Genomic DNA, 24,848 nt, shown 5'->3' on the forward strand with positions numbered 1-24,848 from the left:
ATAAAGCTACCTTTTTGTAACATTCATCAAGTAATTCGCCTATGGCGTCACAAAAGATGAACCGTGTCTGAAGCAGAGTTGAGAAGAGTGACAGGAAAGCCAGAATGGGAAGACTAAAAAACAAAAAGCCTGGCATGAAGCCAGGCTTTTGAGACCACAATCCAGTAAAAACTGGACGCCAATCTTTGCAAGAAAGATTAACGCTTAGAGAACTGTGGACGACGACGTGCTTTACGTAGACCAACTTTCTTACGTTCAACGCAACGAGCGTCACGAGTAACGTAACCCGCTGCACGTAGAGTAGGACGTAGAGACTCATCGTATTCCATTAGAGCGCGAGTGATACCGTGACGGATAGCACCTGCTTGACCTGAAATACCGCCACCTTTAACAGTCACGTATAGGTCTAGTTTCTCAGTCAATTCAACTAGCTCTAGAGGCTGTTTAACAACCATGCGAGAAGTTGGACGACCGAAGTACTCATCAAGGCTACGCTTGTTGATTACGATGTTGCCGCTGCCTGGTTTGATGAAAACACGTGCAGCTGAGCTTTTGCGACGGCCAGTGCCGTAGTATTGATTCTCTGCCATTTTCGAAATCCCCGATTAGATGTCTAGTACTTGTGGTTGTTGAGCAACATGGTTGTGCTCAGCGCCAGCGTAAACTTTAAGCTTACGGTACATAGCACGGCCTAGAGGACCACGTGGAAGCATACCTTTAACCGCTAGCTCAAGCGCCATTTCAGGCTTACGATCGATCAACTTTTCAAAAGTGATTGATTTTAGGCCACCTGGGAACTCAGAGTGACGGTAGTAAACTTTGTTTTTAGCCTTGTTGCCAGTTACAGCAACTTTCTCAGCGTTGATAACGATGATGTAATCACCAGTGTCAACGTGAGGAGTGTATTCAGCTTTGTGTTTGCCACGTAGGCGAGATGCAATTTCACTTGCTAGACGGCCAAGAGTTTTACCTTCAGCGTCTACAACGTACCAGTCGCGTTTTACAGTTTCTGGTTTAGCAACGAAAGTTTTCATGCTAACAATAACCCGTTAATTTATTAAATTTACACTTAAAGGAGCTTTCGCTCCCACTGACTAAGAGTCCAGTCAACACCCCTTCGAGTGGTTGGTTCTCTCGACCCGTTATCTCGAAATACCTTCGATAATCAAGGTCTGCAGTAACGGTGGGTCGCAGGATTATAGAGAAGTCAGTAGAAAAAATCACCTTTTTTTTCAGTGAAAATTGCATTTTTTTTTCGCCTCCCCATTCCCTCGCAAGCGTGTCACGCTAAATGCTCGCGCGCAAGGTACTCATGACTTTGCATTTCGATCAAACGAGACTGGCAGCGCTTAAATTCGAACGCCAATTGCCCGCCGGTATATAGCGCATCGAGTGGCACTTCCGCCGAGATGATCAAAGTGACATGACGCTCATAAAACTCATCCACCAACGCGATAAAACGACGCGCCGCATCGTCTATGGTGTGGCCCATCTGTTTCACGTCAGCCAGCAACACTGTGTGGTAGAGTTTAGAGAGCTCAATGTAATCATTTTGACTGCGTGCACTTTGACATAGCTGCGCAAACGTCGCGTGCAGGACACCTTCAGCGCTTTGGACGACTTCTATCTGACGGTGGTTGATTTCAATGCGCACTTCACCGACCTTCCCATCGCCCACCAGTTGATGAAAGTAGTGGTCCAGGTTTTGACTGGCCTTATCATCCAGAGGGAAATGGTAAATTTCCGCTTGCTCAAGGGTGCGCAAGCGATAATCAATGCCGCTGTCGACATTCAATATGTCACAGTGCGTTTTGATTAATTCAATAGCAGGCATAAAGCGCGCACGTTGCAAACCATTTCGATAAAGATCATCGGGAGGAATATTGGACGTGGCCACTAAAATGACGCCGCGTTTGAACAGCGCTTGAAACAAGGTACCCAAGATCATCGCGTCAGTGATATCCGACACGAAAAACTCATCAAAACAGATGATCTCCGCTTCTGCCTTGAAGATGTCGGCGACCTGCTCTAGCGGATCGTTCCTTTCTCCTAGTCGATTCAACTCATCGTGAACTCGATACATAAAACGGTGAAAGTGCACACGCATTTTTTTCTCAGAGGGTAGCGCATCAAAAAACGTGTCCATCAGATAGGTTTTTCCTCGTCCGACGCCCCCCCAAAAATAGAGACCTTTCGGCGCTATCACAGGCGCGGCAGTACGCTTGCCAAACCATGCTTTCCAACCGGTGACTTGAGGCTGGGGCTGCGCTTGATAATCAATAAATTGGTGATAGAGACGATCCAGCGCTGTCACCGCTTGCAACTGAGCAGGGTCAGACTGAAAACCGTTTTTTTGGATATCGTTTTGGTAAATCTCTAGTGGTGTCATGACTTCACGGCCTATTAGGGAGTCGTTGAAACTGCTAACGAGAGCACACGCATTTTTCTTTATCGGCTCAGGAAGTCATAGTACCATGTCAAAACAGCATGTGTAATCAATCCGTAAAAAACATGTTAAATAACAATCATAAGGAGCCATTATGCCTTGGATTTACGCCCTCGTAGGTTTGCTTGTTGGTGCCGTTTTAGGCGTGCTTTTTTCCCGTATCAGCACTCCAGGTTACAAAAAACAGAAGAACATCCAAAAAGACCTCGACAACACTAAGTTTCAACTCGAGCAACAAAAGCAAGACCTTACCGATCACTTTGCCCAAACGGCTGAAATGCTTGATGCCCTCGGCAAAGAGTACACCAAGCTTTACCAGCACATGGCTAAGACTTCTGGCGAGCTTTTGCCGAATATTCCTGAACAAGACAATCCTTTTGTTAAAAAAATCACAGAGCAAGCCAGTACAGAATCTGAGGTAATTTCCGAGCAAACACACAGTGTGGATACACCAATGGATGAAGCACCTAAAGACTACGCTCAAGGTGCGACGGGTCTTCTTAAAGAGCAAAAGAAACCCGTCGTCGATGAAAAAGAAGTGCTGTCTGCTAAAGCTTCTTGATTGAATTTCATGAACTTTACAAAGGTTTTTGAGTCATAACTCCCATGAGTGGCCATTGAGTTTTGATTTTGACGTACAAATATCAGACGAGAGCCTTCACTTAATAGGAGTATCCGATGAAAAAACCTTTGCTTGCCTTAACCGTTCTATCCTTAAGCTTAAGTTCCATCATCGCCCCCATGCCGGCGAGCGCTGCCCTACCACTCTCCGTCAATGGAGAGCAGCTTCCTTCTCTTGCCCCGATGCTTGAGAAAGTGACGCCAGCTGTGGTGAGCATTTCTGTTGAAGGTACCCAGGTATCACGTCAACAGATCCCCGATCAGTTCCGCTTCTTTTTTGGTCCAGACTTCCCTACCGAGCAATTGCAAGAGCGTCCATTTCGTGGCTTAGGCTCAGGCGTCATTATTGACGCTAAAAAAGGGCACGTCGTGACCAACTACCACGTCATCAACGGCGCGGAAAAAATTCGAGTCAAACTGCATGATGGTCGTGAGTATGATGCCGAGCTAGTCGGGGGCGACCAGATGTCAGATGTGGCCCTGCTCAAGCTAGAAAAAGCCAAGAACCTCACTCAAGTCACCATCGCGGATTCTGATCAGCTGCGCGTCGGCGACTTTACCGTCGCGATAGGTAACCCGTTTGGCCTCGGCCAAACCGTGACCTCAGGTATCGTCTCAGCCTTGGGACGCAGTGGTCTCAATATCGAAAACTTCGAGAACTTTATTCAGACCGATGCGGCGATCAACAGTGGCAACTCTGGAGGGGCTTTGGTCAACCTCAAGGGGGAGTTGATTGGTATCAACACTGCTATTTTGGGTCCTAACGGCGGCAACGTCGGGATTGGCTTTGCGATTCCATCGAATATGATGACCAACTTGACCGATCAAATTCTTGAGTTCGGTGAAGTGAAACGCGGCATGTTGGGTGTACAAGGCGGTGAAATCACCTCAGAGCTGGCAGAAGCACTAGGCTATGAGTCAAGTAAAGGCGCCTTTGTCTCACAAGTGGTGCCGAACAGTGCCGCCGATGACGCGGGGCTGCAAGCCGGTGACGTGATCGTGTCGGTCAATGGTAAAGAGATCAACTCGTTCAGTGAACTGAGAGCGAAAGTCGCCACCTTAGGCGCGGGCAAACAGATCAGCTTGGGTATCGTGCGTGACGGTAAGTCAAAATCCTTCGATGTCACCCTAGGCGAACAAACCGATGTGAAAACCACCGCCGATAAGCTGCACGAAGGGCTATCGGGCGCTCAACTGACCAACACCAATGCGAGCGACACCGTTCAAGGGGTGAAAGTGGCTTCGGTTGAAAAAGGCTCGAAAGCGGAAGCGTATCAGCTTCAAGCGGACGACATCATCATCGGCGTCAATCGCAAACGAGTGAAAAACTTGGCTGAGTTCCGCAGCGCACTGGAAAAACAACCGGGCGTATTGGCACTCAACATCCAACGTGGTGAGCGTACCCTGTACCTTGTGATTCGCTAACCCGTTCGAGATTTTCTTTCGTTAAGGCAGCCTTCTCAGGGCTGCCTTTTTGTTGATGCTCGCACTGCGCCGCTCACTAACTTCACGTCTGACGGGGTTAGTGCTATTCTTGGCCAACTTACCTATTGAAAATGAATAACAAATGAGGAAAGCATGCTGCGATTTTTATTGCGCTCAGTCGGATTGGGGTTAATCACAGCATTACTCTTGTTATTGGCGATTCCGTCATTGCGCTCCAATATTTTACCGAAACATGTGCCTACTGACCTTCCTCTCTTCTCCCGTGAACAAATTTCGTTTAACCAAGCGGTTAGAAATGCTGCGCCAGCCGTGGTCAACATTTACAGTCGAAAATACACCGAATCCGATCGCACAAAGCTCTCGACACAAGGGCTAGGTTCTGGGGTTATCGTCAGTGAAAAAGGCTATATCATCACCAACTATCATGTTGTCGCTCAGGCGGTTCAAATCATCGTCGCAGTACAAGATGGTCGCGTTGCCGCTGCGCAATTAGTCGGGAAAGATCGCCGTACAGACATCGCGATATTGCAGATCGAGGGCAGCAACCTGCCGGTTATTCCGCTCAATCCAGAGTACACACCAAAAGTCGGTGATGTGGTGCTTGCCATCGGTAACCCATACAATCTCGGGCAAACCACCACATTTGGAATTATCTCCGCAACCGGTCGCTCCTCCATCAGCGCCGATGGTCACCAAGCCTTTATTCAAACCGATGCGGCAATCAACGAGGGGAACTCGGGGGGCGCTTTGGTCAATACTCGTGGTGAATTGGTCGGCATCAATACGGCCTCTTTCCAACAAGCAACCGAGCTCGAAACCTACGGTATCTCTTTTGCGATTCCCTACTCGTTAGCAAATAAAATCATGCAAAAAATCATCGCCGATGGACGCGTAATTCGCGGCTATATCGGTATCGATGGTCAAGACATCAACTCTGTGACGTCGCGTTTACTCGGCAATGAGCATCTCGGTGGCATCGTGGTGTTGGGGGTCGACCCGAATGGACCTGCCGCGCAAGCTGGGTTTGAATCGCAAGACATCATCTTGAAAATCGACGGCAATAAGATCAATGGTCGTCAAAGTGTGTTAGACATAGTGACAGAGCTTCGTCCGGGTACGGTTGTGGATGTTCTTATTCTGCGTAAAGGGGAAGAGAAGACGCTGTCTGTGACCATTGCTGAAGATACTCGTCTCAATTAACGCGACTTTTAGAACACACATAAACCAAATAAAACGCCCACCTTATTGATTAAGGTGGGCGTTTTGCTTTTCTATCACGATGATCTTAGCGTTAAGACTCCGACGTCTCGCTGTCCGAACTGACGTTGCCTACATCAATCTCAATGGCTGTCACACGCTGCAAGCCACGTGGCAGCAAACCACCACGACGACCACGCTCACCGCGGTAGTTGTCGAGATCGTTAGGCTTCAAGCCCAACTTGCGCTTACCGGCGTACAGCGTCACGGTTGCCGCTTTCGGCACTGCAATCAGGTGAGAGACAACCTCCTCACGCTCTTTGGCTTTGGCGGCAGGGATATTAATGATCTTGTTGCCTTTACCTTTACCAAGCTGAGGCAAGTCTTTAATTGGGAACAAGAGCATGCGACCTTGGTTGGTGATGGCCAAGATCTCATCATTGTCTAAATCGCCCACGGCATGAGGTGGCATGACTTCCGAGTTGGCAGGCAAGGTGACCAGCGCCTTACCACTGCGGTTTTTCGACAATAAATCACTGCCTTTACAAACAAATCCGTAACCGGCATCAGAGCCCACCAACCACAGCTGATCTTCTTCGCCCATCACAACCTGACGAACGGTCGAACCTGCACTGATGTTCAAACGACCGGTGATCGGCTCACCTTGGCTACGCGCCGAAGGTAACGAGTGCGATTCAAGCGAGTAACTGCGACCATCACTGCCAAGGAAAACCGCCGGCTGATTACTCTTACCACAGGCATGAGCGAGATAGTTATCGCCAGACTTATAGTTCAAGCTTTCCACGTTCACATCATGGCCCTTCGCGTGGCGAATCCAGCCTTTCTCTGACAGCACTACCGTGATCGGTTCACTTGGTACTAAATCACGCTCTGTAAGCGCTTTGGCTTCTTCACGCTCGACCATAGGTGAACGGCGGTCATCACCGTACTTCTCAGCATCGGCTTTGATCTCTTTCTTCAACAAGGTGTTGAGACGACGTTCAGAACCCAGCAGTTGCTCCAGTTTTTCTCGCTCTTTTTGTAGCTCGTCTTGTTCACCACGGATCTTCATCTCTTCCAATTTGGCGAGATGACGAAGTTTGGTGTCTAAAATCGCGTCAGCTTGAATATCGGTGATGCCAAAGCGTGCCATTAACACGGCTTTTGGCTCATCTTCCGTGCGGATGATTTCAATCACTTCATCCAAGTTGAGATAAGCGACTAGCAAGCCTTCCAAAATGTGCAAACGCGCCATGACTTTATCCAGGCGATATTGCAGGCGGCGACGTACCGTCGAACGACGAAACTCGATCCACTCAGAGAGGATCTGCACCAACCCTTTCACTTGAGGGCGATTATCCAAACCGATCATGTTTAAGTTCACACGATAGTTTTTCTCGAGATCCGTTGAGGCAAACAAGTGATTCATCAATTGGTCGCAGTCGACGCGATTGGAGCGTGGCACCACCACGATACGCGTTGGGTTCTCGTGATCCGACTCATCACGCAAGTCATCCACCATCGGCAGTTTTTTCGCTCGCATCTGAGCAGCAATTTGCTCAAGCAGTTTCGCGCCAGAGACTTGGTGTGGCAGCGCGGTGATCACAATATCACTGCCCTCTTTGTGCCAAACCGCGCGCATTTTTACACTGCCGCGACCGGTGCGATAAATCTTCTCTAGGTCCGCTTTGGGCGAGATGATTTCAGCTTCGGTTGGGTAATCGGGGCCTTGCACAAAGCCCATCACATCATTGAGGTCCGCTTTCGGGTGGTCAATCAGATGGATGGTTGCCTCAGCCACTTCGCGCACATTGTGCGGCGGAATATCAGTGGCCATACCTACTGCAATACCGGTGACGCCATTGAGCAAAATATGCGGTAAACGTGCCGGCAGCATTTGCGGTTCTTTCATCGTGCCATCAAAGTTAGGCTGCCACTCAACGGTGCCTTGACCTAACTCACCCAGCAATACTTCCGCAAACTTTGATAATTTCGCTTCGGTATAACGCATCGCAGCGAAGGATTTCGGATCGTCCGGCGCACCCCAGTTACCTTGACCGTCCACCAATGGGTAACGGTAAGAGAAGGGCTGAGCCATCAATACCATCGCTTCGTAACAGGCAGAGTCGCCGTGCGGGTGATACTTACCCAGCACATCACCGACCGTACGAGCGGATTTTTTGTATTTCGCCGACGCCGAGAGACCGAGCTCCGACATGGCGTAGATAATGCGTCGTTGAACCGGTTTTAATCCGTCACCGATATAAGGTAACGCACGGTCCATAATGACGTACATTGAGTAGTTTAAATAGGCGTCTTCCGTGAACTTGCGCATTGGCAACTGTTCGACACCATCATAGGTAATTTCTGTCGACATTCACTATACCTCTGCCAAATCGCCGTTGCTCTGTAACCATGAGCGGCGGTCATCCGCACGCTTTTTACCCAACAACATATCCATCATCTCTAATGTCGCTTCATTGTCATCAATGGTTAGCTGCACCAGACGGCGGGTGTTCGGGTCCATAGTGGTCTCACGCAATTGCAGTGGGTTCATCTCACCCAGACCTTTGAATCGCTGTACGTTGATCTTGGCTTTTTTCTTCGACAAACGCTCCAAGATGCCTTCTTTTTCATCGTCATCCAGTGCGTAAAACACTTCTTTTCCGCAATCGATACGATACAAAGGAGGCATAGCAACATAGATGTGTCCCGCTTCCACCAGCGCACGGAAGTGGCGAGTAAACAGCGCACACAGCAGCGTGGCGATATGCAGACCATCGGAATCCGCATCGGCAAGAATACAGATCTTGCCATAACGCAGTCCTTCAAGGTTGTCGTTGTCTGGGTCAATGCCTAGTGCCACGGAAATATCATGCACCTCTTGCGAAGCGAGCACTTGGTCAGCCGAGACTTCCCACGTATTGAGAATTTTACCCCGCAGTGGCATCACCGCTTGGAACTCTCTATCACGTGCCTGTTTGGCAGAGCCGCCCGCCGAGTCACCCTCAACAAAGAAAATTTCGGTTCGGTTGAGATCTTGCACCGAGCAATCGGTCAGTTTACCCGGTAAGGCTGGGCCAGAGGCCACTTTTTTACGCACGACCTTCTTGCTCGCTCGCATGCGGCGATGAGCATTGGCAATACAAACTTCAGCCAGTTGCTCCGCCAATTGCGGCTTTTCATTCAGCCACAAGCTAAAGGCATCTTTGACCACCCCAGAGACAAACGCTGCGGTTTGGCGCGAAGAGAGACGCTCTTTAGTTTGGCCTGCAAATTGCGGATCTTGCATCTTGACCGACAGCACGTAAGAACAGCGATCAAAAATATCATCGCCCGTCAGTTTGACGCCGCGTGGCAGCAAGTTGCGGAACTCACAGAATTCACGCATCGCATCCAACAAGCCTTGGCGCAAACCATTGACGTGCGTACCGCCTTGTTTGGTCGGCACCAAGTTAACGTAACTTTCCGTGATCATCTCGCCGCCTTCTGGCTGCCAAATCACGGCCCAATTGGCCATTTCCGTCTCAGCGACGAATTCACCAATGTACGGCTCCTCAGGCAAGACCGGATAGCCTTTTACCCCTTCTGCGAGGTAATCTTTGAGGCCATCTTCGTAGAACCATTTATGCTCTTCGTTGTTAACTTGATCGACGAAAGTGATCTCAAGTCCTGGGCAAAGCACCGCTTTTGCGCGCAGGTTGTTGACCAAGCGAAGGGCAGAGAACTTAGCGCTGTCGAAGTATTTGGCATCTGGCCAGAAGTGAACGGCGGTACCCGTATTACGGTTACCACAGGTGCCCGTAACCGTGAGCTCGGTGACGGCGGCGCCATGTTCAAAAGCTATTTCGTGCACTTGCCCTTGACGCCTAACAGTCACTTCCACGCGCTTTGACAACGCGTTTACCACAGAGATCCCCACCCCATGGAGACCGCCAGAAAATTTGTAGTTGTCGTTGGAGAACTTACCACCCGCGTGAAGCTTGGTCATGATGAGTTCTACGCCAGAAATTCCTTTCTCTGGGTGAATATCCACCGGCATGCCGCGGCCATCATCAATCACCTCTAATGATTGATCGGCGTGCAGAATGACTTTGATCTTCTTAGCATGTCCAGCGAGAGCCTCATCCACTGAGTTATCAATCACTTCTTGCGCTAAGTGGTTGGGTCGCTCTGTTTCGGTATACATGCCAGGACGATGTCGTACTGGGTCGAGACCTTCAAGAACCGAGAGGTCTTTCGCATTATATTGTTCAGTCATAATACGGAGTTCGTTATAAAGAATGAAAACATGACTGTGCGCTGATGAAATCAGGCTTCGAATTGAAAAAGTGGCTCGTGTGACAAATCAACACTTTTGCCAAAACCGCACAAGTATAGGTGGAACATAGTCTGGAAGAGTATCAACTATGTCAAGTGAGACAGCGAAGTAACAAGCAAATTTATGACTCTTCCCTCAATGAGGGCTAGAGCGCTAGGAACTCCACAATCGCCGCAGGGTAGTATTCAAAGCCGACAAAACTGTGATCGCCGCCTTCGATAACGGTCTGTTTCGCGCCAGCTAATTTGCTCACGGCTTGACGGTAGTCCAACACTTCATCGCCGGTTTGTTGCAGCAGCCAAAATTCACTCGGATTTGCAATCACCTCAGTGTCGAGCGCTTTAAGCTCCTCGATATGGCACGCTTGTAAACAATACTCTTCTTGAGTGTAGGGGTTTTTCTGAGGGCCTAAGAAATCCGCCAATAGTTCATAGGGCTTGATAGCAGGGTTAATCACCACCGCTTTAAAGCCAAACTTTTGATTGAGCCACATCGACAAATAGCCACCGAGCGAGCTGCCCACCAAGGCTATCTTATAGTCATGTCGATACTGTTCGACAATCGCCAGCAAATGCGCGGCCGCTTGCTCAGGAAAGCTGGGCAGACGGGGGATCTCTACTCGAATATCAGGGCGGTGAAACTGGCAATAGTCTCGCATCACATTGGCTTTTAGCGACTGAGGTGAGCTGTTAAAGCCGTGAATGTACAAGAGCATTGAAGGTTTCATGATCAGTATCCTGCTGAGCTAAAGTCCGGTTGAAATTGCCCTTCTGGCAATCGCTGAACACGAGTCTCAAACGAGCCATCGGCATTAAGAATCAGTTCTCGCCAGCCTGGTGAGCGCACATCAAGCGCAAAGTCGTTCGAGTTGGGTTTAAATTGCACGCAAGTAGACGGCGTCGCCATCACTTGTACACCCTGATGATTCACCTTCATATCCTGATGGACATGACCACACAGTACCGCTTTGGTGTTGTTGTGTTTACTCACCACCTGCCAAAAATTGTCTGCGTCTTTTAAGCAGTGCTGATCAAGCCATGCACTACCAACCAGAATTGGGTGGTGATGCAACAAAACCAAAGCGTGTTTGTCTGGGTATTGCGCCAGCTTGCTATCGAGCAGGTCTAACTGACTGTCGCTTAAACGACCATGAGGAACGCCAACCACTTGCGAGTCAAGTAAGATAAGTTGCCAATGCTCACCAAGCAGCACGTGCTCAGCAGGCTGAATTTGTGAGGTTGGCAATACCGAAGTCATACTGGGCTTGAAATCGTGATTGCCCGGTAGCCAAAAGCACGTTTTCTCAAGCGGAGCAATACCATTGACGAAGCGTTGATACGACTTTTCGGTGTGATCCTGAGAGATATCGCCAGTCGCCAGAATGGCATCAAACTCGACGTGACGTTCGACAATGGCGTTGACCACTGCGTGGAAGCTATCGCGCGTATTGACGCTCAGTAAGCTGCCATCTTCGGGTTCAAAAAGATGCGTATCGGTAATCTGAACTAATTTGATACTGCCATTCTGCGCTGTATTAGACACTACTTTCAAAATATAAACCTAGATATTTAACGGAGCTTTACTAATGCCCTGCTTCAAACAAAACGACAGCCAATCGCCTAAAAAGCGGTTGAGTTGCACTTTTTCATCTTGTTGAACCATCTTATCGTTCGGATAGTCGTAACGAGGGTTCACCCGTTTTAGATGCTCGCAACCACACACTTCCGCCACGCGAGCATCGTGGTAGAGCCTGACAGACATTTTTGGCAATGGAAATACTGGAACGTCATCACTTTGACAAATATCGACCAAAGTTGTGTACTTTGTGACTTCGCACACTTGAATTTGATACGTCATGCTCGCCGCTTCATAGCAGCGAACGTCGTCGATGCTCGGCTGCGCAGGCAGCAAGGCATTCAACTTGGCGTAATTGGTCTCATAAGTCCGCATCAGATCCGCTAAATCAACATGATACGGTTTCTTCATTGCTACTTGTGTCATCATTCTCTCAAGTGAGTTATGCCTTAGTGGCCCAGTGGGCTCGGACTCGTTGCTGGTTCAATTGCAACCATTGTAGCGCGATGATCGAGGCACCATTTTCAATCGAACCATCCAACACCGCTTGGTACGCGTGTTCACGACTCATCACGTGCACTCGAATGTCCTCTCCTTCATAGTCTAAACCATGAACGCCATGCGCTTTAGAGGCATCCACCTCTCCAACAAAAACATCCAGCTTTTCAGAGCAGCCACCAGACGATGGGTAATAAGAGGTCACTTTCTCAAGGCGCCCAACTTCAATCCCTGCCTCTTCCACCGCTTCTCGGCGCACCACCGACTCGGCGTGCTCGCCAGGCTCAATCATGCCGGCGACAATTTCTAACTGCCAAGGGCAATCATGCTCTAGAGCGCCAACACGAATCTGCTCGATGATCACCACTTGATCCCGCTCTGGATCGTAAGGGAGCATCGCCGCGGCATGGCCGCGTTCAAACATCTCACGCTCAATGGGTTCACTCCAGCCACCCTCAAATAGCTTATGTCTAAAACAATATTTGACCATTTTAAAGAAACCGTCGAATAGCGTCTTCTTCGAGATGATTTCAATATCGCGTCGGGTAAAATGCGTTTTCTGCGGGCTCGGTTGTTGCATTTGGCACCTCTCTGAGTGAATCTTATAGTTTACTCAGTCAATTGCTGAACTTCCAAGGGCCTAGCTCAACTTTTTGTGCAAAATTTATAAATTTATTTAAATTGATTAATTTTTTATATTGCACAGCTGGACAGTTACATGTAAAACTCTGAAAAGATTCGAGCAAAATGACAACAAATTGGGTTAAACTCCATGAGTCAACTTTTTCATATATAGGCAGGAATAGGACCAATGAAGAAACTGCTTCCCCTTTTTATTAGCGCAGCGTTAGGCGGCTTAAGCACTCAAGTATCAGCTGACACGCTGGCAGAAATCTACGATCAGGCTAAAGAGAATGATCCCACCCTTTTGAGTGCAGCGGCTCAGCGTGATGCAGCGTTTGAAGCGGTGACTTCCAGTCGCGCCACGCTACTGCCACAAATTAACTTAACGGCAGGTTACAACCTGACCCGTGGTGAAAAAGAAACAGATGCTGGATCGTCATACGATACGGATGTGAACTCGTTGACAGCGGGTATTGCTTTTTCGCAGCAACTTTATAACCGTACCAGTTGGATTACATTGGACACCGCGGAGAAAAGCGCCCGTCAACAAGACGCCTCTTATGCGGCGATCCAACAAGCGTTGATCCTACGTGTCGCCACTGCCTATTTTGATGTGTTGCGTGCGCAAGATAACCTCGAATTTGTCCAAGCGGAAAAAGCCGCGGTCGGTCGTCAGCTTGAGCAGACTAAGCAGCGTTTTGAAGTGGGCCTGTCAGCGATTACCGATGTGCATGATGCCCAAGCACAATACGACTCAGTGCTGGCTGATGAAGTGCTGGCGCAAAACACATTGACCAACAGCTATGAAGGGCTACGTGAGATCACGGGTCAATCGCACTCTGAACTGTATGTGCTCGATACGGACCGTTTCTCTGCGACCAAAACTCAAGCGGCCATTGATGCCCTAGTGGAAGAAGCGCAGCAGAAGAACCTCAGCTTGCTCTCAGCGCGTATCGCGCAAGATGTGGCAAAAGACAACATCTCTTTGCAAAGCTCTGGTCACCTACCGTCATTAACCCTCGACGGTGGTTACAGCTACACGGATTTAGACAAGTATTACAGCGACTCTACAAACGGTACCACTAACGACTTTAATATCGGTCTTAACCTTAGCGTGCCACTCTACACCGGTGGTGCGACGACCTCGCTCACCAAGCAAGCGGAATTCAACTACGTTGCTGCCAGCCAACAACTTGAAGCGACCTACCGCAGCGTGGTGAAAGATGTCCGTGCGTTCAACAACAACATCAGCGCATCGATTGGTGCCCTGCGTGCTTACGAACAAACCGTCGTCTCTGCAAAATCCGCGCTGGAAGCGACAGAAGCGGGCTTTGATGTCGGGACACGTACCATTGTTGACGTACTTGATTCAACGCGTCGTCTGTACGATGCCAACAAAAACCTCTCAAATGCACGTTACGATTACATCCTAAGCGTGCTTCAATTGCGTCAAGCTGTTGGTACCTTGAGTGAACAAGACATTCTTGATATCAACGCGGGTTTGAAAGCGTCAAGCTAAGCCCACACGTGACTGACAATAAAAAATGGTTGGCTTGTGGGCCAACCATTTTTTCATCTCGATTCTTCTAACCTAATAGCGTTTAGTAGACCTTATCAACCGTCACTTGGTTTTGCACCAGCCACTTCACCATGCCTTGGTAAGTAAGAGCGACGGCTACATCTATCGGCTCTTCGCTGCCCACATCGAACGGCTGACTGAAGGCCACTTCCCAGTGATGCTCATCTTGAGTACGCAAATCAAATTGGTCTGGCGTCAACTGCCAACGCTGATCGCCTTGCTTGAGCGTGACGGTTTCCACATCAAGCTCCGCAGGTAACACGGCATTGCTTTTGAGGTACAAGGCCCCATGCAGCGTATCTTTGATGTCATCACCCACAGTGGGCATTTTATCCAACCAGAGGTTGCTTTCAAGCACCACGGTTGCCTCAGCGACGTCGAGTTGATCGCTACTGTTCCACACCACATCTTGTGCCGCACATCCAAGCAGCAAAGCACTGCCCAATACAAGAGAGACTAACTTTTTCATCACGTTACCTTTGTGCTAACCAGTCTTTGAGAACTTGGATATCATACTGGTATTCGTTTTTCATTTCCTCTACCCAATCATCAATGTTTTCCCACCAAGCGGGTAATTGGGGTGATTGCGCCTTTTGCGCCACACTTTGAATGCGTTTTAACCCTATCGAGCCGGCTGCCCCTTTGATCTTATGCGCTTCAGAGACGATACCCTCTTGATGTTTGGCAGTCATGTTGGAATCGAGCACTTGCAAATACTCTGGCATCATCTCTTCAAACATGGTGATACTGTCAAGGACGGGCTGTGGCCCGACGATGCCGACATAAGACTCCAACATATCGATATCGAGTAGCTGCTGATAGGCTTCAAGATGTTCGTGGCTGTCAGGCGCGGTTTCGCTCTCTGTTGGCTCACTGCCCGATTGCACCTCGGAGAACTTAGCAATAACATCTAATACCGCTTTCACCGACAGCGGTTTACTGATCGCATCGTCCATCCCTTGATTGAGATACTCGCTCTTATCCTTTATCACGTTAGCCGTGAGCGCGACCAAAGGCGGCAGATGAGAGTATGTACGACGGAAATAACTCGCCACATCAAAACCGGTCATATCGGGCAATTGGATATCGAGGAACACCAGATCATAGATCTCTGGATCAAACATCTCCATCGCTTCAGCGCCATCCATCGCAATCGTCACTTCATGGCCGAGGCTTTCGAGTAGTGAACGCGCCACGGTGACATTCAGCTCGATATCTTCCACCATAAAGATATTGAGCTCTTGTGACGCGGCTTGCGTCACAGACTCAGGTTCATTCAAAGAGACAAGCGGCGCTTTGAGCGTCACAGTAAAGGTACTGCCAAAGCCCTCTTCACTGCTGACGGTAATGTCACCTTCCATCATGTTAATCAGCTGTTTAGAGACCGCAAGACCAATCCCCGTCCCAACCGCGTGCAGGTTGTCCGTTTCCGATTTGACTTGGTAATACATGGCAAAGATCTTATCGAGCTCCGCCTCGGGAATACCGATACCACTGTCTTCCACCTCAAAGCTGATGTAGGCATGGGCGTCGTCTGTTTCTGCACTGACGCTCATCACCACCCCACCTTCTTTGGTAAATTTCATCGCGTTGCTGATCAAATTCCACAGCACCTGACGCAGACGAGTCGCGTCCACTTCGATACCGTGAGGCAGCTCGCTTAGCCGCTCAAGATCAAAACGTAGGCCTTTTTGCGAGGCCATCAGCGCAGAGATACTCTCCATCTCTGCCACAAACTCTTCAAAGTTCATCGGCTCTGGGTAGAGCTCCAATTTGCGACGATCAAACTTATCCATATCGATGATGTCGTTGAAGATATTGCCGAGCGTAATCGCGCTGACATTAATGGTTTGCATGTGCTTGCGCTGCTCTTCACTCAACTGCGTATCAAGCAACATGCGGCTCAACCCTACAATGCCATTCAGCGGGGTGCGCAGCTCATGGCTGATGGTGGAGATAAACGTGGTTTTATCGCGACTGGCTTTCTCCAGCGACTCTTCATGACGTTTACGCTCGGTGATATCGCGGCCAAAACCCACCAGCCCTAAATGACGACCGTCCTTGCTGTAAAACGGCACTTTGCGCAGCTCAAAGTAATTTTTGCGCCCATCTGGGTATTCAAGCCACTGCTCGTAGGTCAAGGCGCGATTGTCGGCAAACACCTTTTGGTCGGTATCGACAATCGGTTCCGCGATTTCTCGGCTGTAGACATCCCAAGGGGTTAAACCGACTAACTGGCTCTCTTTCTTACCAGTCAACTCTTCCATCGCTCGGTTACATCCAGAGAAGACCCCATCGGCGTTACGATAATAGATAAGATCGGGTGAGGCATCGATGAAGGATCGCAGCAGCGCGGTACGCTCCGCCAACTCGACTTGAGTGCGCTCACGTTGATAGACCTCATTTTCAAGATCTTTCATCGCTTCTTCGCGCGCCGATTCGGCTTTGATCCGCTCTTCAATTTCTTGATTGAGTTTTTCGATGTTTTGTTGAAGTTTGTAGTTCAGCTCTTGGTCTCTTGAACGCATGTCTTTGAGTTTAGAGACGAGCTTGGATAAACGTTGACGAGACTCTTCAAGCTGATCCACCACCACAGAAAGAAAATAGACCGCCCAAGGCGTGATCAGTAGACCAAAGAAGACTGAGCGGACGATGTCAATATCATCCACGTGGCCACTTAACACCAGCGTGATCCCCACCTGGACCACCACGGCCAGTGCCACCAACGCCAAAGCAAGCAAAATTGAGAAACGTAAAATGCCAAGTTTGACCAAGAGGTCGACATAATACTGAGCGAGGTTTTTTATCGGTTTCATTAAACGCTCCGAGCCTAGAATCACCACTGCCTCATGATGGACAGTGGTTTCATACTACCTGTTTTGCCCTTGGGCTGCTAAGGCTTCTCTGACTCGGGAACGTTTAAATGTGGGATGTGTGAAGCGACAAGGCTTAGGGCCTGGCAAGTGGCGGCGCTGTGTAAACGAATGGACGCTCAATCAACGAGCCTTGCGCACCCAACGCATTGAGCGAGCGCCCAATTTCCGTCATCGCCAGCCAGCGGTTTTCACACCAAAGCGGTGCCAACAAGGTAGGTCTGCGTGCCGCCGAAGAGACGCGATGATAGACCACTTCCGGTGGCGTCATGCGGATCATTTCACTGGCAATAGCAACATATTCATCAAGCTCAGGCGCCTGCAGTTTACCTGCTCGCCACGCTTTAGCCATGGTACTGCCTTCTACAATGTGCAAGCCGTGCAGTTTGATGCCATCGGTACCCACCGCCAACACTTGGCGCAAAGTCTCAAGGTTGTCATCGCGTGTTTCGCGCGGCAAGCCCACAATCAGATGAGTACACACTTTGATCCCGAGCGCTCTAGCGCGCTCGGTGATGCGTGCATAACACTCAAAGTCGTGGCCACGGTTGATGCGTTTAAGGGTGTCGTTGTTGGCGGTTTGTAAGCCAAGCTCTAGCCAGATTTCATAGCCTTGCTCAACGTAGTCAGACAGCAGTTCAAGCACCGCATCAGGCACACAATCTGGCCGCGTCCCTACGCACAATCCGACGATGTCCGCCGCTTTGAGCGCCTCTTCATACATCGACTTGAGCACTTGCACCTCAGCGTAGGTACTGGTGTAAGCCTGAAAATAAGCCAGATACTTGTTCGCGCGGCGAATCTCCCCCGCTCGGTCAGTGAGTTGGGCTTGAATGCTTTTTACTTGAGCTTGCTCATCAGCAAACGAAGCGACATTGCAAAAGGTACAGCCACCACGGCCAATCGTCCCGTCGCGATTCGGGCAACTGAACCCACCGTGCAAGGTCAGCTTGTGCACTTTCTCTTTATAGCGACGCTGGAGATCTTGACCAATGGTATTGACTAATTCGTGTAGCTGCATTTCCCACCCAAACGTAAATAAATCTCATTAAGATTTATGTAAAAAAATTACAATCATGAAAATAATTCGGGGAGGAATCTACCGATTTCAAACAGGCGCAACTTTAATCAGAGTCAATAAACATTCATTAAATACAGGCATTTCGCTAAATGTTACGCAAAAGTTAAACGCAATGGTGCATGTTCATGCGAAAAAAGTGGGCGACAAGGGCGAGTTTTCATTGCATTTGCTGCTGACAAAATTGTAGGATACTTACAGTTTTTGTGATTTTTATTACAGACAAAATTGCAAAATCATCGGCGGTATCCACCTCCCACCTATATAAATCACTACATAGTGACAATAAAAACACGGATATCACCAAGGATTGTTTTTCTCGCAATATTTTTCCTGCGAGATACGGAACGGAATCTAAGTCTCCCACCTCGGTTGACTTCGAATCATACAAATCAAGGACAAGACGCCCCTGCGGATTAGGGTAATTGCGTCTAATTGAACTGGAAGGATGTATCTATGGTAGATAGAGAGCAAAGTTCTCAGGGTCTATATACTCCAGAACTGGAGCATGACGCCTGTGGTATCGGTTTTGTTGCTCACCTGAAAAACCGTAAATCACACGAAGTTGTGACTCAAGCACTCGATATGCTCGCTCGCATGGAACACCGCGGTGGTCAAGGTTGTGACCCTTGTAGTGGTGATGGTGCGGGTATCTTGTTGCAAAAACCCCATGAATTTCTTTTAGAAGAAGCAGTAAAGCTCGGTATCAAACTGCCTTCTTTTGAAAAATACGGCGTTGGCGTGGTTCTCTTCCCGAAAGATGAACACAAACGCGAGCAATGTCGTGACATCTTAGAGCGAAACGCCAAGCGTCTCGATCTAGAAATCATTGGCTACCGCGTACTGCCAACCGACAACTCTATGATCGGCGCCGATCCTCTCAGCACTGAGCCTCAGTTCGAGCACGTGTTTGTCACTGGCGGCCCAGGTATGACGCCAGAAGAGCTTGAGCGCAAGCTGTACGTGCTGCGTAACTACACGGTACGCGTCTGCCTTGAGAGCGTGTCGAACATTGGTGATGATTTCTACATCAACTCCATGTCTTACAAAACCTTGGTGTATAAGGGTCAGTTGACCACAGAGCAAGTGCCTCAATACTTCCTCGACCTGCAAAACCCTACCATGGTGACGGCGCTAGCCTTGGTACACTCTCGCTTCTCTACCAACACCTTCCCGAAATGGCGTCTGGCGCAACCTTTCCGTTATATCGCCCACAACGGTGAGATCAACACCGTTCGCGGTAACTTAAACTGGATGAAAGCCCGTGAGGCGATCATCGAGTCGGATCTGTTTACACAAGCAGAAATCGACATGCTATTGCCTATCTGTCAAGAAGGCAGCTCGGACTCTTCAAACTTCGATATGGCACTTGAGCTACTGGTCCTCTCTGGTCGTAGCCTGCCACACGCATTGATGATGATGATCCCAGAGGCGTGGCAAGAAAACAAAACCATGGATCCGACACGTCGCGCGTTCTACCAGTATCACGCGAACATCATGGAACCTTGGGACGGCCCAGCGTCAGTCTGCTTTACCGATGGTGTCCAAGTAGGCGCAACGCTCGATCGTAACGGCCTGCGCCCGTCTCGCTACACCGTGACTAAAGACAACTTCCTTGTGATGGCGTCTGAGTCTGGCGTTGTGGATATTGCCCCAGAGAACGTCGAGTTCCGCGGCCGCTTGCAGCCAGGTCGTATCTTCGTTGCGGACTTAGAACAAGGTCGCATTATCTCTGACGAAGAAGTCAAAGATACCATCGCAGGTGCTCAGCCTTACGAACAGTGGGTGAAAGATAACCTACTTAGCCTGAAGAAACTGCCTGATGCGAGCAACCAGTTCAGCCAGCCTTCTCCAGAGCGCCTTCTCCATCGTCAACAAGCGTTTGGTGTCAGCACTGAAGAAGTGAATGAAATCATCGTTCCAATGGCGAAAGAAGGCAAAGAGCCGCTGTCTGCCATGGGCGCAGACTGGCCATTGGCTGTCTTGTCTCACCAGTCTCAGCATCTATCCAACTACTTTAAGCAGTTGTTTGCTCAGGTTACCAACCCACCGATCGACCCGATCCGTGAGCGTATGGTGATGTCACTCAATACCTACCTAGGTAAAGACCATAACCTGTTGACTGAAACTCCGCTTCACTGTCAAAAAGTGGAACTGGAATCGCCAGTGCTCGCGAACTCTGAGCTCGAGAAATTACGTGCGATCGACAACGAACACCTACAGGCGAAAACGCTTGATATCGTATTCCAAGCCAATGAAGATCAAGGCAAGTTAGAGCGTGCATTGAAGCGTATCTGTCAATACGCCGAAGATGCGGTGGTCGATGGCTACTCAATCATCCTACTCACAGACCGCGCAGTGAACTCAAACCACGCGGCTATTCCAGCCATGTTGGCCGTCGGCGCCGTTCACCATCACCTGATCCGCAAAGGTCTACGCGCGAAGTGTGACATTGTGGTTGAAACCGGTGATGCACGTGAAACGCACCATTTCGCGACGCTACTTGGCTACGGCGCCAATGCCGTCAACCCGTACTTGGTGATTGAGACCATTGTTGAGCTGCAACGTACCAAGAAGCTCGATCCAGAAGCCAGCCCACGCGATCTGTTTGATAACTATCGCAAGGCGATCAACGGTGGTCTGCTGAAGATCTTCTCTAAGATGGGCATCTCAACCTTGCAGTCTTACCATGGCGCACAGATCTTTGAAGCGCTTGGTATCCACAAATCCGTGGTCGACAAATACTTCACGGGTACCGTCTCTCGTATTCAAGGTTTGACGCTCGATGACATCGCAAAAGAAGTCCTTATTCGTCACCGTATCGGTTACCCACAACGCGAAATCCCAGTGCAAATGTTGGATGTTGGCGGTGTCTACCAGTGGAAACAGCGCGGTGAAAAGCACCTCTTCAATCCTGAGACGATTTCGCTGTTGCAACAATCAACACGCAACAAAGATTACGATCAATTCAAGCAATACGCGGCAGCGGTGGATAAGCAAGGCGACAACGCGGTGACGCTGCGTAGCCAGTTGGAATTTGTTAAGCACCCAGCAGGCTCAATTCCCATCGACGAAGTAGAACCGATTGAAAGCATCGTGAAACGCTTCGCTACCGGCGCGATGTCGTTTGGTTCGATCTCTTACGAGGCGCACTCAACACTGGCCGTTGCGATGAACCGATTGGGCGCGAAGTCTAACTCGGGCGAAGGTGGTGAAGACCCAATGCGCTTTGAGCGCAAAGAAAACGGTGACTGGGAACGCTCAGCTATCAAGCAGGTCGCGTCTGGTCGCTTTGGGGTGACTTCATACTACCTCACTAACGCAGATGAACTGCAAATCAAGATGGCGCAAGGCGCGAAACCGGGTGAAGGCGGTCAGCTTCCGGGTGACAAAGTCGATGATTGGATCGGCGCCACTCGTCACTCAACACCGGGCGTCGGTCTGATTTCTCCACCGCCACACCACGATATTTACTCTATCGAGGATTTGGCTCAGCTAATCTACGACTTGAAGAACGCAAACCGCGCTGGCCGCGTGAACGTCAAATTGGTCTCCGAAGCCGGTGTCGGCACGATTGCCTCTGGCGTTGCGAAAGCCAAAGCAGACGTTGTGCTTATCGCAGGTTTCGACGGCGGTACCGGTGCCTCTCCGATGTCATCGATTCGCCATACGGGCCTACCTTGGGAGTTAGGTTTGGCGGAAACGCACCAAACGCTACTGAAAAACGGCCTACGTAACCGTATCGTTGTTCAAGCGGATGGTCAGATGAAAACGCCTCGTGACCTCGCTGTCGCGACATTGCTGGGCGCTGAAGAGTGGGGTGTCGCAACCGCTGCGCTGGTAGTTGAAGGCTGTATTATGATGCGTAAGTGTCATAAGAACACCTGTCCTGTGGGCATTGCGACCCAAAACAAAACGCTGCGTGAGCGTTTTGACGGCCGCGTCGAAGACGTCGTGACCTTCTTCCAATACATGGCACAAGGCTTACGCGAGATTATGGCAGAACTTGGCTTTAGAACCATTGATGAGATGGTCGGTCAAGGTCAGAAAATGAAGATTCGCCAAGACGTATCACACTGGAAATACAAGAACTTAGACTTGTCTCCTGTGCTACACGTTGAGCAACCGCGCGAGCAAGACGGCGTCTACAACCAGACTGTACAGAATCACAACCTAGAGCAAGTGCTTGACCGTAAACTGATTCAAGCGGCGATCCCTGCGCTCGAAAAAGGCGAAGCGGTCAACGCTGAGTTCCCGATCGTCAACACTGACCGCTCTGCTGGCACCATGTTGTCTAACGAGATTTCCAAGGTGTACAAGGATCAAGGTCTGCCTCAACCGATGAACGTTAAGTTTACCGGTAGTGCTGGCCAGTCGTTCGGAGCGTTCCTTGCGAAAGGCGTCAAATTTGAAGTCGAAGGCGATGCGAACGATTACTGGGGTAAAGGCCTATCTGGCGGGACCTTGGTGCTCTACCCAGATGCTAAATCAAGCATTGTTGCCGAAGACAACATTGTGGTAGGTAACGTCTGTTTCTACGGAGCGACCTCCGGAGAATCCTTCATTCGCGGTATGGCTGGTGAGCGCTTCTGTGTACGTAACTCGGGCGCGAAAGTAGTTGTCGAAGGCGTGGGTGACCACGGCTGTGAATACATGACAGGTGGCGCGGCGATTATCCTCGGATCGACTGGTCGCAACTTTGCCGCGGGCATGAGTGGCGGTGTCGCTTACGTCTGGGATAAGTCGGGTGACTTTGAATCCAAACTCAACCCAGAGTTGGTCGATTTGGATCCTATCGAACAAGAAGACAAAGCCTTCTTACAAGATATGTTGACGAAACACGTTCAATTCACAGGAAGTGAAGTGGCTCAGTCTTTCTTAGACAACTTTGAAGCAAGTTTAGCGGCGATGGTAAAAGTCATGCCACGTGACTACAAAGCGGTGCTTCAAAAACGTCAAGCTGAGGCAGAACAAGCAGAAACGGAGGCAGTGTAATGGGTAAGCCGACTGGATTTTTAGAGCATGGTCGTGAACTTCCACAAAAGATCGACCCCAAAGAGCGCATCAAGAACAACAAAGAGTTCGTCCTGAACGACGAATTTGGTAGCAAGATCAATACGCAAGCATCACGCTGCATGGACTGTGGTGTACCGTTTTGTCATAACGGTTGCCCAATTGGCAACATCATTCCTGAGTTCAATGATGCTGTGTACCGTGATAGCTGGGAAGAGGCGTGGAACATTCTAAGCTCCACCAATAACTTCCCAGAGTTTACTGGTCGCGTCTGCCCTGCACCGTGTGAAAGTGCATGTGTATTGGGGATCAACCAAGACCCTATCACCATCTGTAACATTGAGAAAACCATCGTAGAAACGGCGTATCGTGAAGGGTACGCCAAACCGAAAACGCCACGCTCTCGCACAGGTAAAACGGTGGCCATCATCGGTAGTGGCCCGGCGGGTCTCTCAGCAGCCGAGCAGCTGAACAGCGCCGGCCATAGTGTCACCGTGTTTGAGCGTGATGAGAAAGTGGGCGGATTGCTACGCTTTGGCATTCCAGACTTTAAACTGAGCATGGAAGTGATTGATCGCAAGATCAATCTGATGGCCGAAGCGGGCGTTGAGTTTAAAGTCAACCAACACGTGGGGGTTGATGTCAACGCTCAGCAGCTTCGTCAAGAGTACGATGTGGTGTTGCTCACCGGTGGTTCAACCGTACCGCGCGACCTTCCGGTTCCGGGACGCGAGCTTAACGGTGTGTACTTTGCGATGCAGTTCCTCGCACAAAATAACCGCCGTGCCAACAACATGGATCTCAAAGGTGAAGAGATTCATGCTGCCGGTAAACACGTGGTGGTGATTGGTGGTGGTGATACAGGTTCAGACTGTGTCGGCACTTCTAACCGTCACGGCGCAGCCAGCGTCACCCAGGTGGAAATCATGCCGATTCCGCCAGAGAAACGCCCAGCGAACATGCCTTGGCCACAATACCCAATGATCCTACGTACCTCGACTTCACACGAAGAGGGCGTTGATCGTCACTGGAATATTCTGACCAAAGAGTTTATCGGTAATGACCAAGGTGACGTCACCGGTCTGCGCATCGCTGACATTGTTTGGCAAGACGCCAAAGCGGGTGAGCGCCCGAGCTTCAAAGAAGTCGAAGGCAGCGAGCGCGTGATTCCATGTGATATGGCGTTCTTGGCGATGGGTTTCTTGCATCCAGAACCGACCGGCGTTCTTGCTCAGCTTGATGTAGCTCTTGATGAGCGTGGCAACGTCGCCACACAAGACTTCGCCACCAATCAAGCGGGTGTCTTTGCCGCAGGTGATATGCGTACCGGCCAATCTTTGGTGGTACGTTGTATCAATGAAGGTCGAGAGTGTGCACGTGCTATCGACCAATACCTGATGGGGGGAACCCACCTTGAAGCGAAAGCGGATTCACTTATGCTCTCTGCATAACCGCTTACACTGACATCCTTCCAAACCTATCCAGTTGACCAGCACATTGTGCTGGTCTTTTTTATCCCTCACACTTTCATTGTTACAAAAATGTAACAACAAGAATTCTATCTCTCTGATTTGGCG

At 49.7% G+C, this 24,848-nt stretch carries 18 protein-coding genes; 6 read left to right on the forward strand and 12 right to left on the reverse strand.

Features of this window, described 5'->3' with window-relative positions; genetic code table 11:
• Positions 1-197 precede the first annotated feature (197 nt).
• The 3 genes from rpsI to zapE form a co-directional block, all read right to left on the reverse strand.
• Positions 198-590 carry a 30S ribosomal protein S9 gene (rpsI, locus tag AC6R10_RS08360; protein WP_005436094.1) on the reverse strand — a complete coding sequence of 131 codons (393 nt, stop codon included), beginning with the start codon at positions 588-590 and terminating at the stop codon, positions 198-200.
• A gap of 15 nt (positions 591-605) precedes the next feature.
• The gene (rplM, locus tag AC6R10_RS08365; RefSeq protein ID WP_005372872.1) at positions 606-1,034 is read right to left on the reverse strand and encodes a 50S ribosomal protein L13; all 429 of its coding nucleotides are present in this window, start codon (positions 1,032-1,034) and stop codon (positions 606-608) included.
• Between the two features lie 248 nt (positions 1,035-1,282).
• Positions 1,283-2,389, reverse strand: a complete 1,107-nt coding sequence (gene zapE, locus AC6R10_RS08370) for a cell division protein ZapE (RefSeq protein WP_500671965.1) — start codon at positions 2,387-2,389, stop codon at positions 1,283-1,285.
• 151 nt (positions 2,390-2,540) lie between these two features.
• Here zapE and zapG point away from each other — a divergent pair, with 151 nt between their 5' ends.
• The 3 genes from zapG (at position 2,541) to degS (ending at position 5,713) form a co-directional block, all read left to right on the forward strand.
• Positions 2,541-3,008: a Z-ring associated protein ZapG gene (gene zapG / locus AC6R10_RS08375; RefSeq protein WP_487901331.1), complete on the forward strand. Its 468-nt coding sequence runs from the start codon at positions 2,541-2,543 to the stop codon at positions 3,006-3,008.
• 116 nt (positions 3,009-3,124) lie between these two features.
• A complete protein-coding gene (locus tag AC6R10_RS08380; protein WP_500671966.1) occupies positions 3,125-4,492 on the forward strand; it encodes a DegQ family serine endoprotease in 1,368 nt (455 codons plus the stop codon).
• 153 nt (positions 4,493-4,645) lie between these two features.
• Positions 4,646-5,713, forward strand: coding sequence for an outer membrane-stress sensor serine endopeptidase DegS (gene degS, locus AC6R10_RS08385; protein ID WP_500671967.1), 1,068 nt, complete (start codon positions 4,646-4,648; stop codon positions 5,711-5,713).
• Positions 5,714-5,804: 91 nt separating this feature from the next.
• Here the strand turns inward: degS and parC are convergent, their stop codons facing one another.
• From parC to nudF, 6 genes are all read right to left on the reverse strand, one after another.
• Positions 5,805-8,087 carry a DNA topoisomerase IV subunit A gene (parC, locus tag AC6R10_RS08390; protein WP_500671968.1) on the reverse strand — a complete coding sequence of 761 codons (2,283 nt, stop codon included), beginning with the start codon at positions 8,085-8,087 and terminating at the stop codon, positions 5,805-5,807.
• A gap of 3 nt (positions 8,088-8,090) precedes the next feature.
• The gene (parE, locus tag AC6R10_RS08395; RefSeq protein WP_487901334.1) at positions 8,091-9,971 is read right to left on the reverse strand and encodes a DNA topoisomerase IV subunit B; all 1,881 of its coding nucleotides are present in this window, start codon (positions 9,969-9,971) and stop codon (positions 8,091-8,093) included.
• Positions 9,972-10,176: 205 nt separating this feature from the next.
• Positions 10,177-10,758: an esterase YqiA gene (gene yqiA / locus AC6R10_RS08400; protein ID WP_500671969.1), complete on the reverse strand. Its 582-nt coding sequence runs from the start codon at positions 10,756-10,758 to the stop codon at positions 10,177-10,179.
• A 2-nt stretch (positions 10,759-10,760) separates the two neighbouring features.
• Positions 10,761-11,582: a 3',5'-cyclic-AMP phosphodiesterase gene (cpdA, locus tag AC6R10_RS08405; RefSeq protein WP_500671970.1), complete on the reverse strand. Its 822-nt coding sequence runs from the start codon at positions 11,580-11,582 to the stop codon at positions 10,761-10,763.
• Between the two features lie 9 nt (positions 11,583-11,591).
• A complete protein-coding gene (locus AC6R10_RS08410) occupies positions 11,592-12,032 on the reverse strand; it encodes a DUF1249 family protein (RefSeq protein ID WP_334554536.1) in 441 nt (146 codons plus the stop codon).
• 16 nt (positions 12,033-12,048) lie between these two features.
• A complete protein-coding gene (gene nudF, locus AC6R10_RS08415) occupies positions 12,049-12,684 on the reverse strand; it encodes an ADP-ribose diphosphatase (RefSeq protein WP_500671971.1) in 636 nt (211 codons plus the stop codon).
• A 231-nt stretch (positions 12,685-12,915) separates the two neighbouring features.
• Between nudF and tolC the strand changes: the two genes are divergently transcribed.
• Positions 12,916-14,247, forward strand: a complete 1,332-nt coding sequence (gene tolC / locus AC6R10_RS08420; protein ID WP_500631778.1) for an outer membrane channel protein TolC — start codon at positions 12,916-12,918, stop codon at positions 14,245-14,247.
• Positions 14,248-14,329: 82 nt separating this feature from the next.
• Here the strand turns inward: tolC and AC6R10_RS08425 are convergent, their stop codons facing one another.
• From AC6R10_RS08425 to mnmL, 3 genes are all read right to left on the reverse strand, one after another.
• The gene (locus AC6R10_RS08425; RefSeq protein WP_500628111.1) at positions 14,330-14,776 is read right to left on the reverse strand and encodes a hypothetical protein; all 447 of its coding nucleotides are present in this window, start codon (positions 14,774-14,776) and stop codon (positions 14,330-14,332) included.
• 4 nt (positions 14,777-14,780) lie between these two features.
• Positions 14,781-17,123 carry an aerobic respiration two-component sensor histidine kinase ArcB gene (arcB, locus tag AC6R10_RS08430; protein ID WP_487901340.1) on the reverse strand — a complete coding sequence of 781 codons (2,343 nt, stop codon included), beginning with the start codon at positions 17,121-17,123 and terminating at the stop codon, positions 14,781-14,783.
• A gap of 133 nt (positions 17,124-17,256) precedes the next feature.
• On the reverse strand, positions 17,257-18,201 hold the full coding sequence (gene mnmL, locus AC6R10_RS08435; protein ID WP_500671972.1) for a tRNA modification radical SAM protein MnmL/YtqA: 945 nt from the start codon (positions 18,199-18,201) through the stop codon (positions 17,257-17,259).
• Positions 18,202-18,714: 513 nt separating this feature from the next.
• Between mnmL and gltB the strand changes: the two genes are divergently transcribed.
• Complete coding sequence (gltB, locus tag AC6R10_RS08440; RefSeq protein ID WP_500671973.1) at positions 18,715-23,253, forward strand: glutamate synthase large subunit; 4,539 nt, start codon at positions 18,715-18,717, stop codon at positions 23,251-23,253.
• Positions 23,253-24,722: a glutamate synthase subunit beta gene (locus tag AC6R10_RS08445; RefSeq protein ID WP_500628114.1), complete on the forward strand. Its 1,470-nt coding sequence runs from the start codon at positions 23,253-23,255 to the stop codon at positions 24,720-24,722. Before gltB ends, AC6R10_RS08445 begins: the two co-directional genes overlap by 1 nt.
• Positions 24,723-24,848 lie beyond the last annotated feature (126 nt).

This window comes from Vibrio sp. R12-SG2-ISO1 (genome assembly GCF_059834045.1).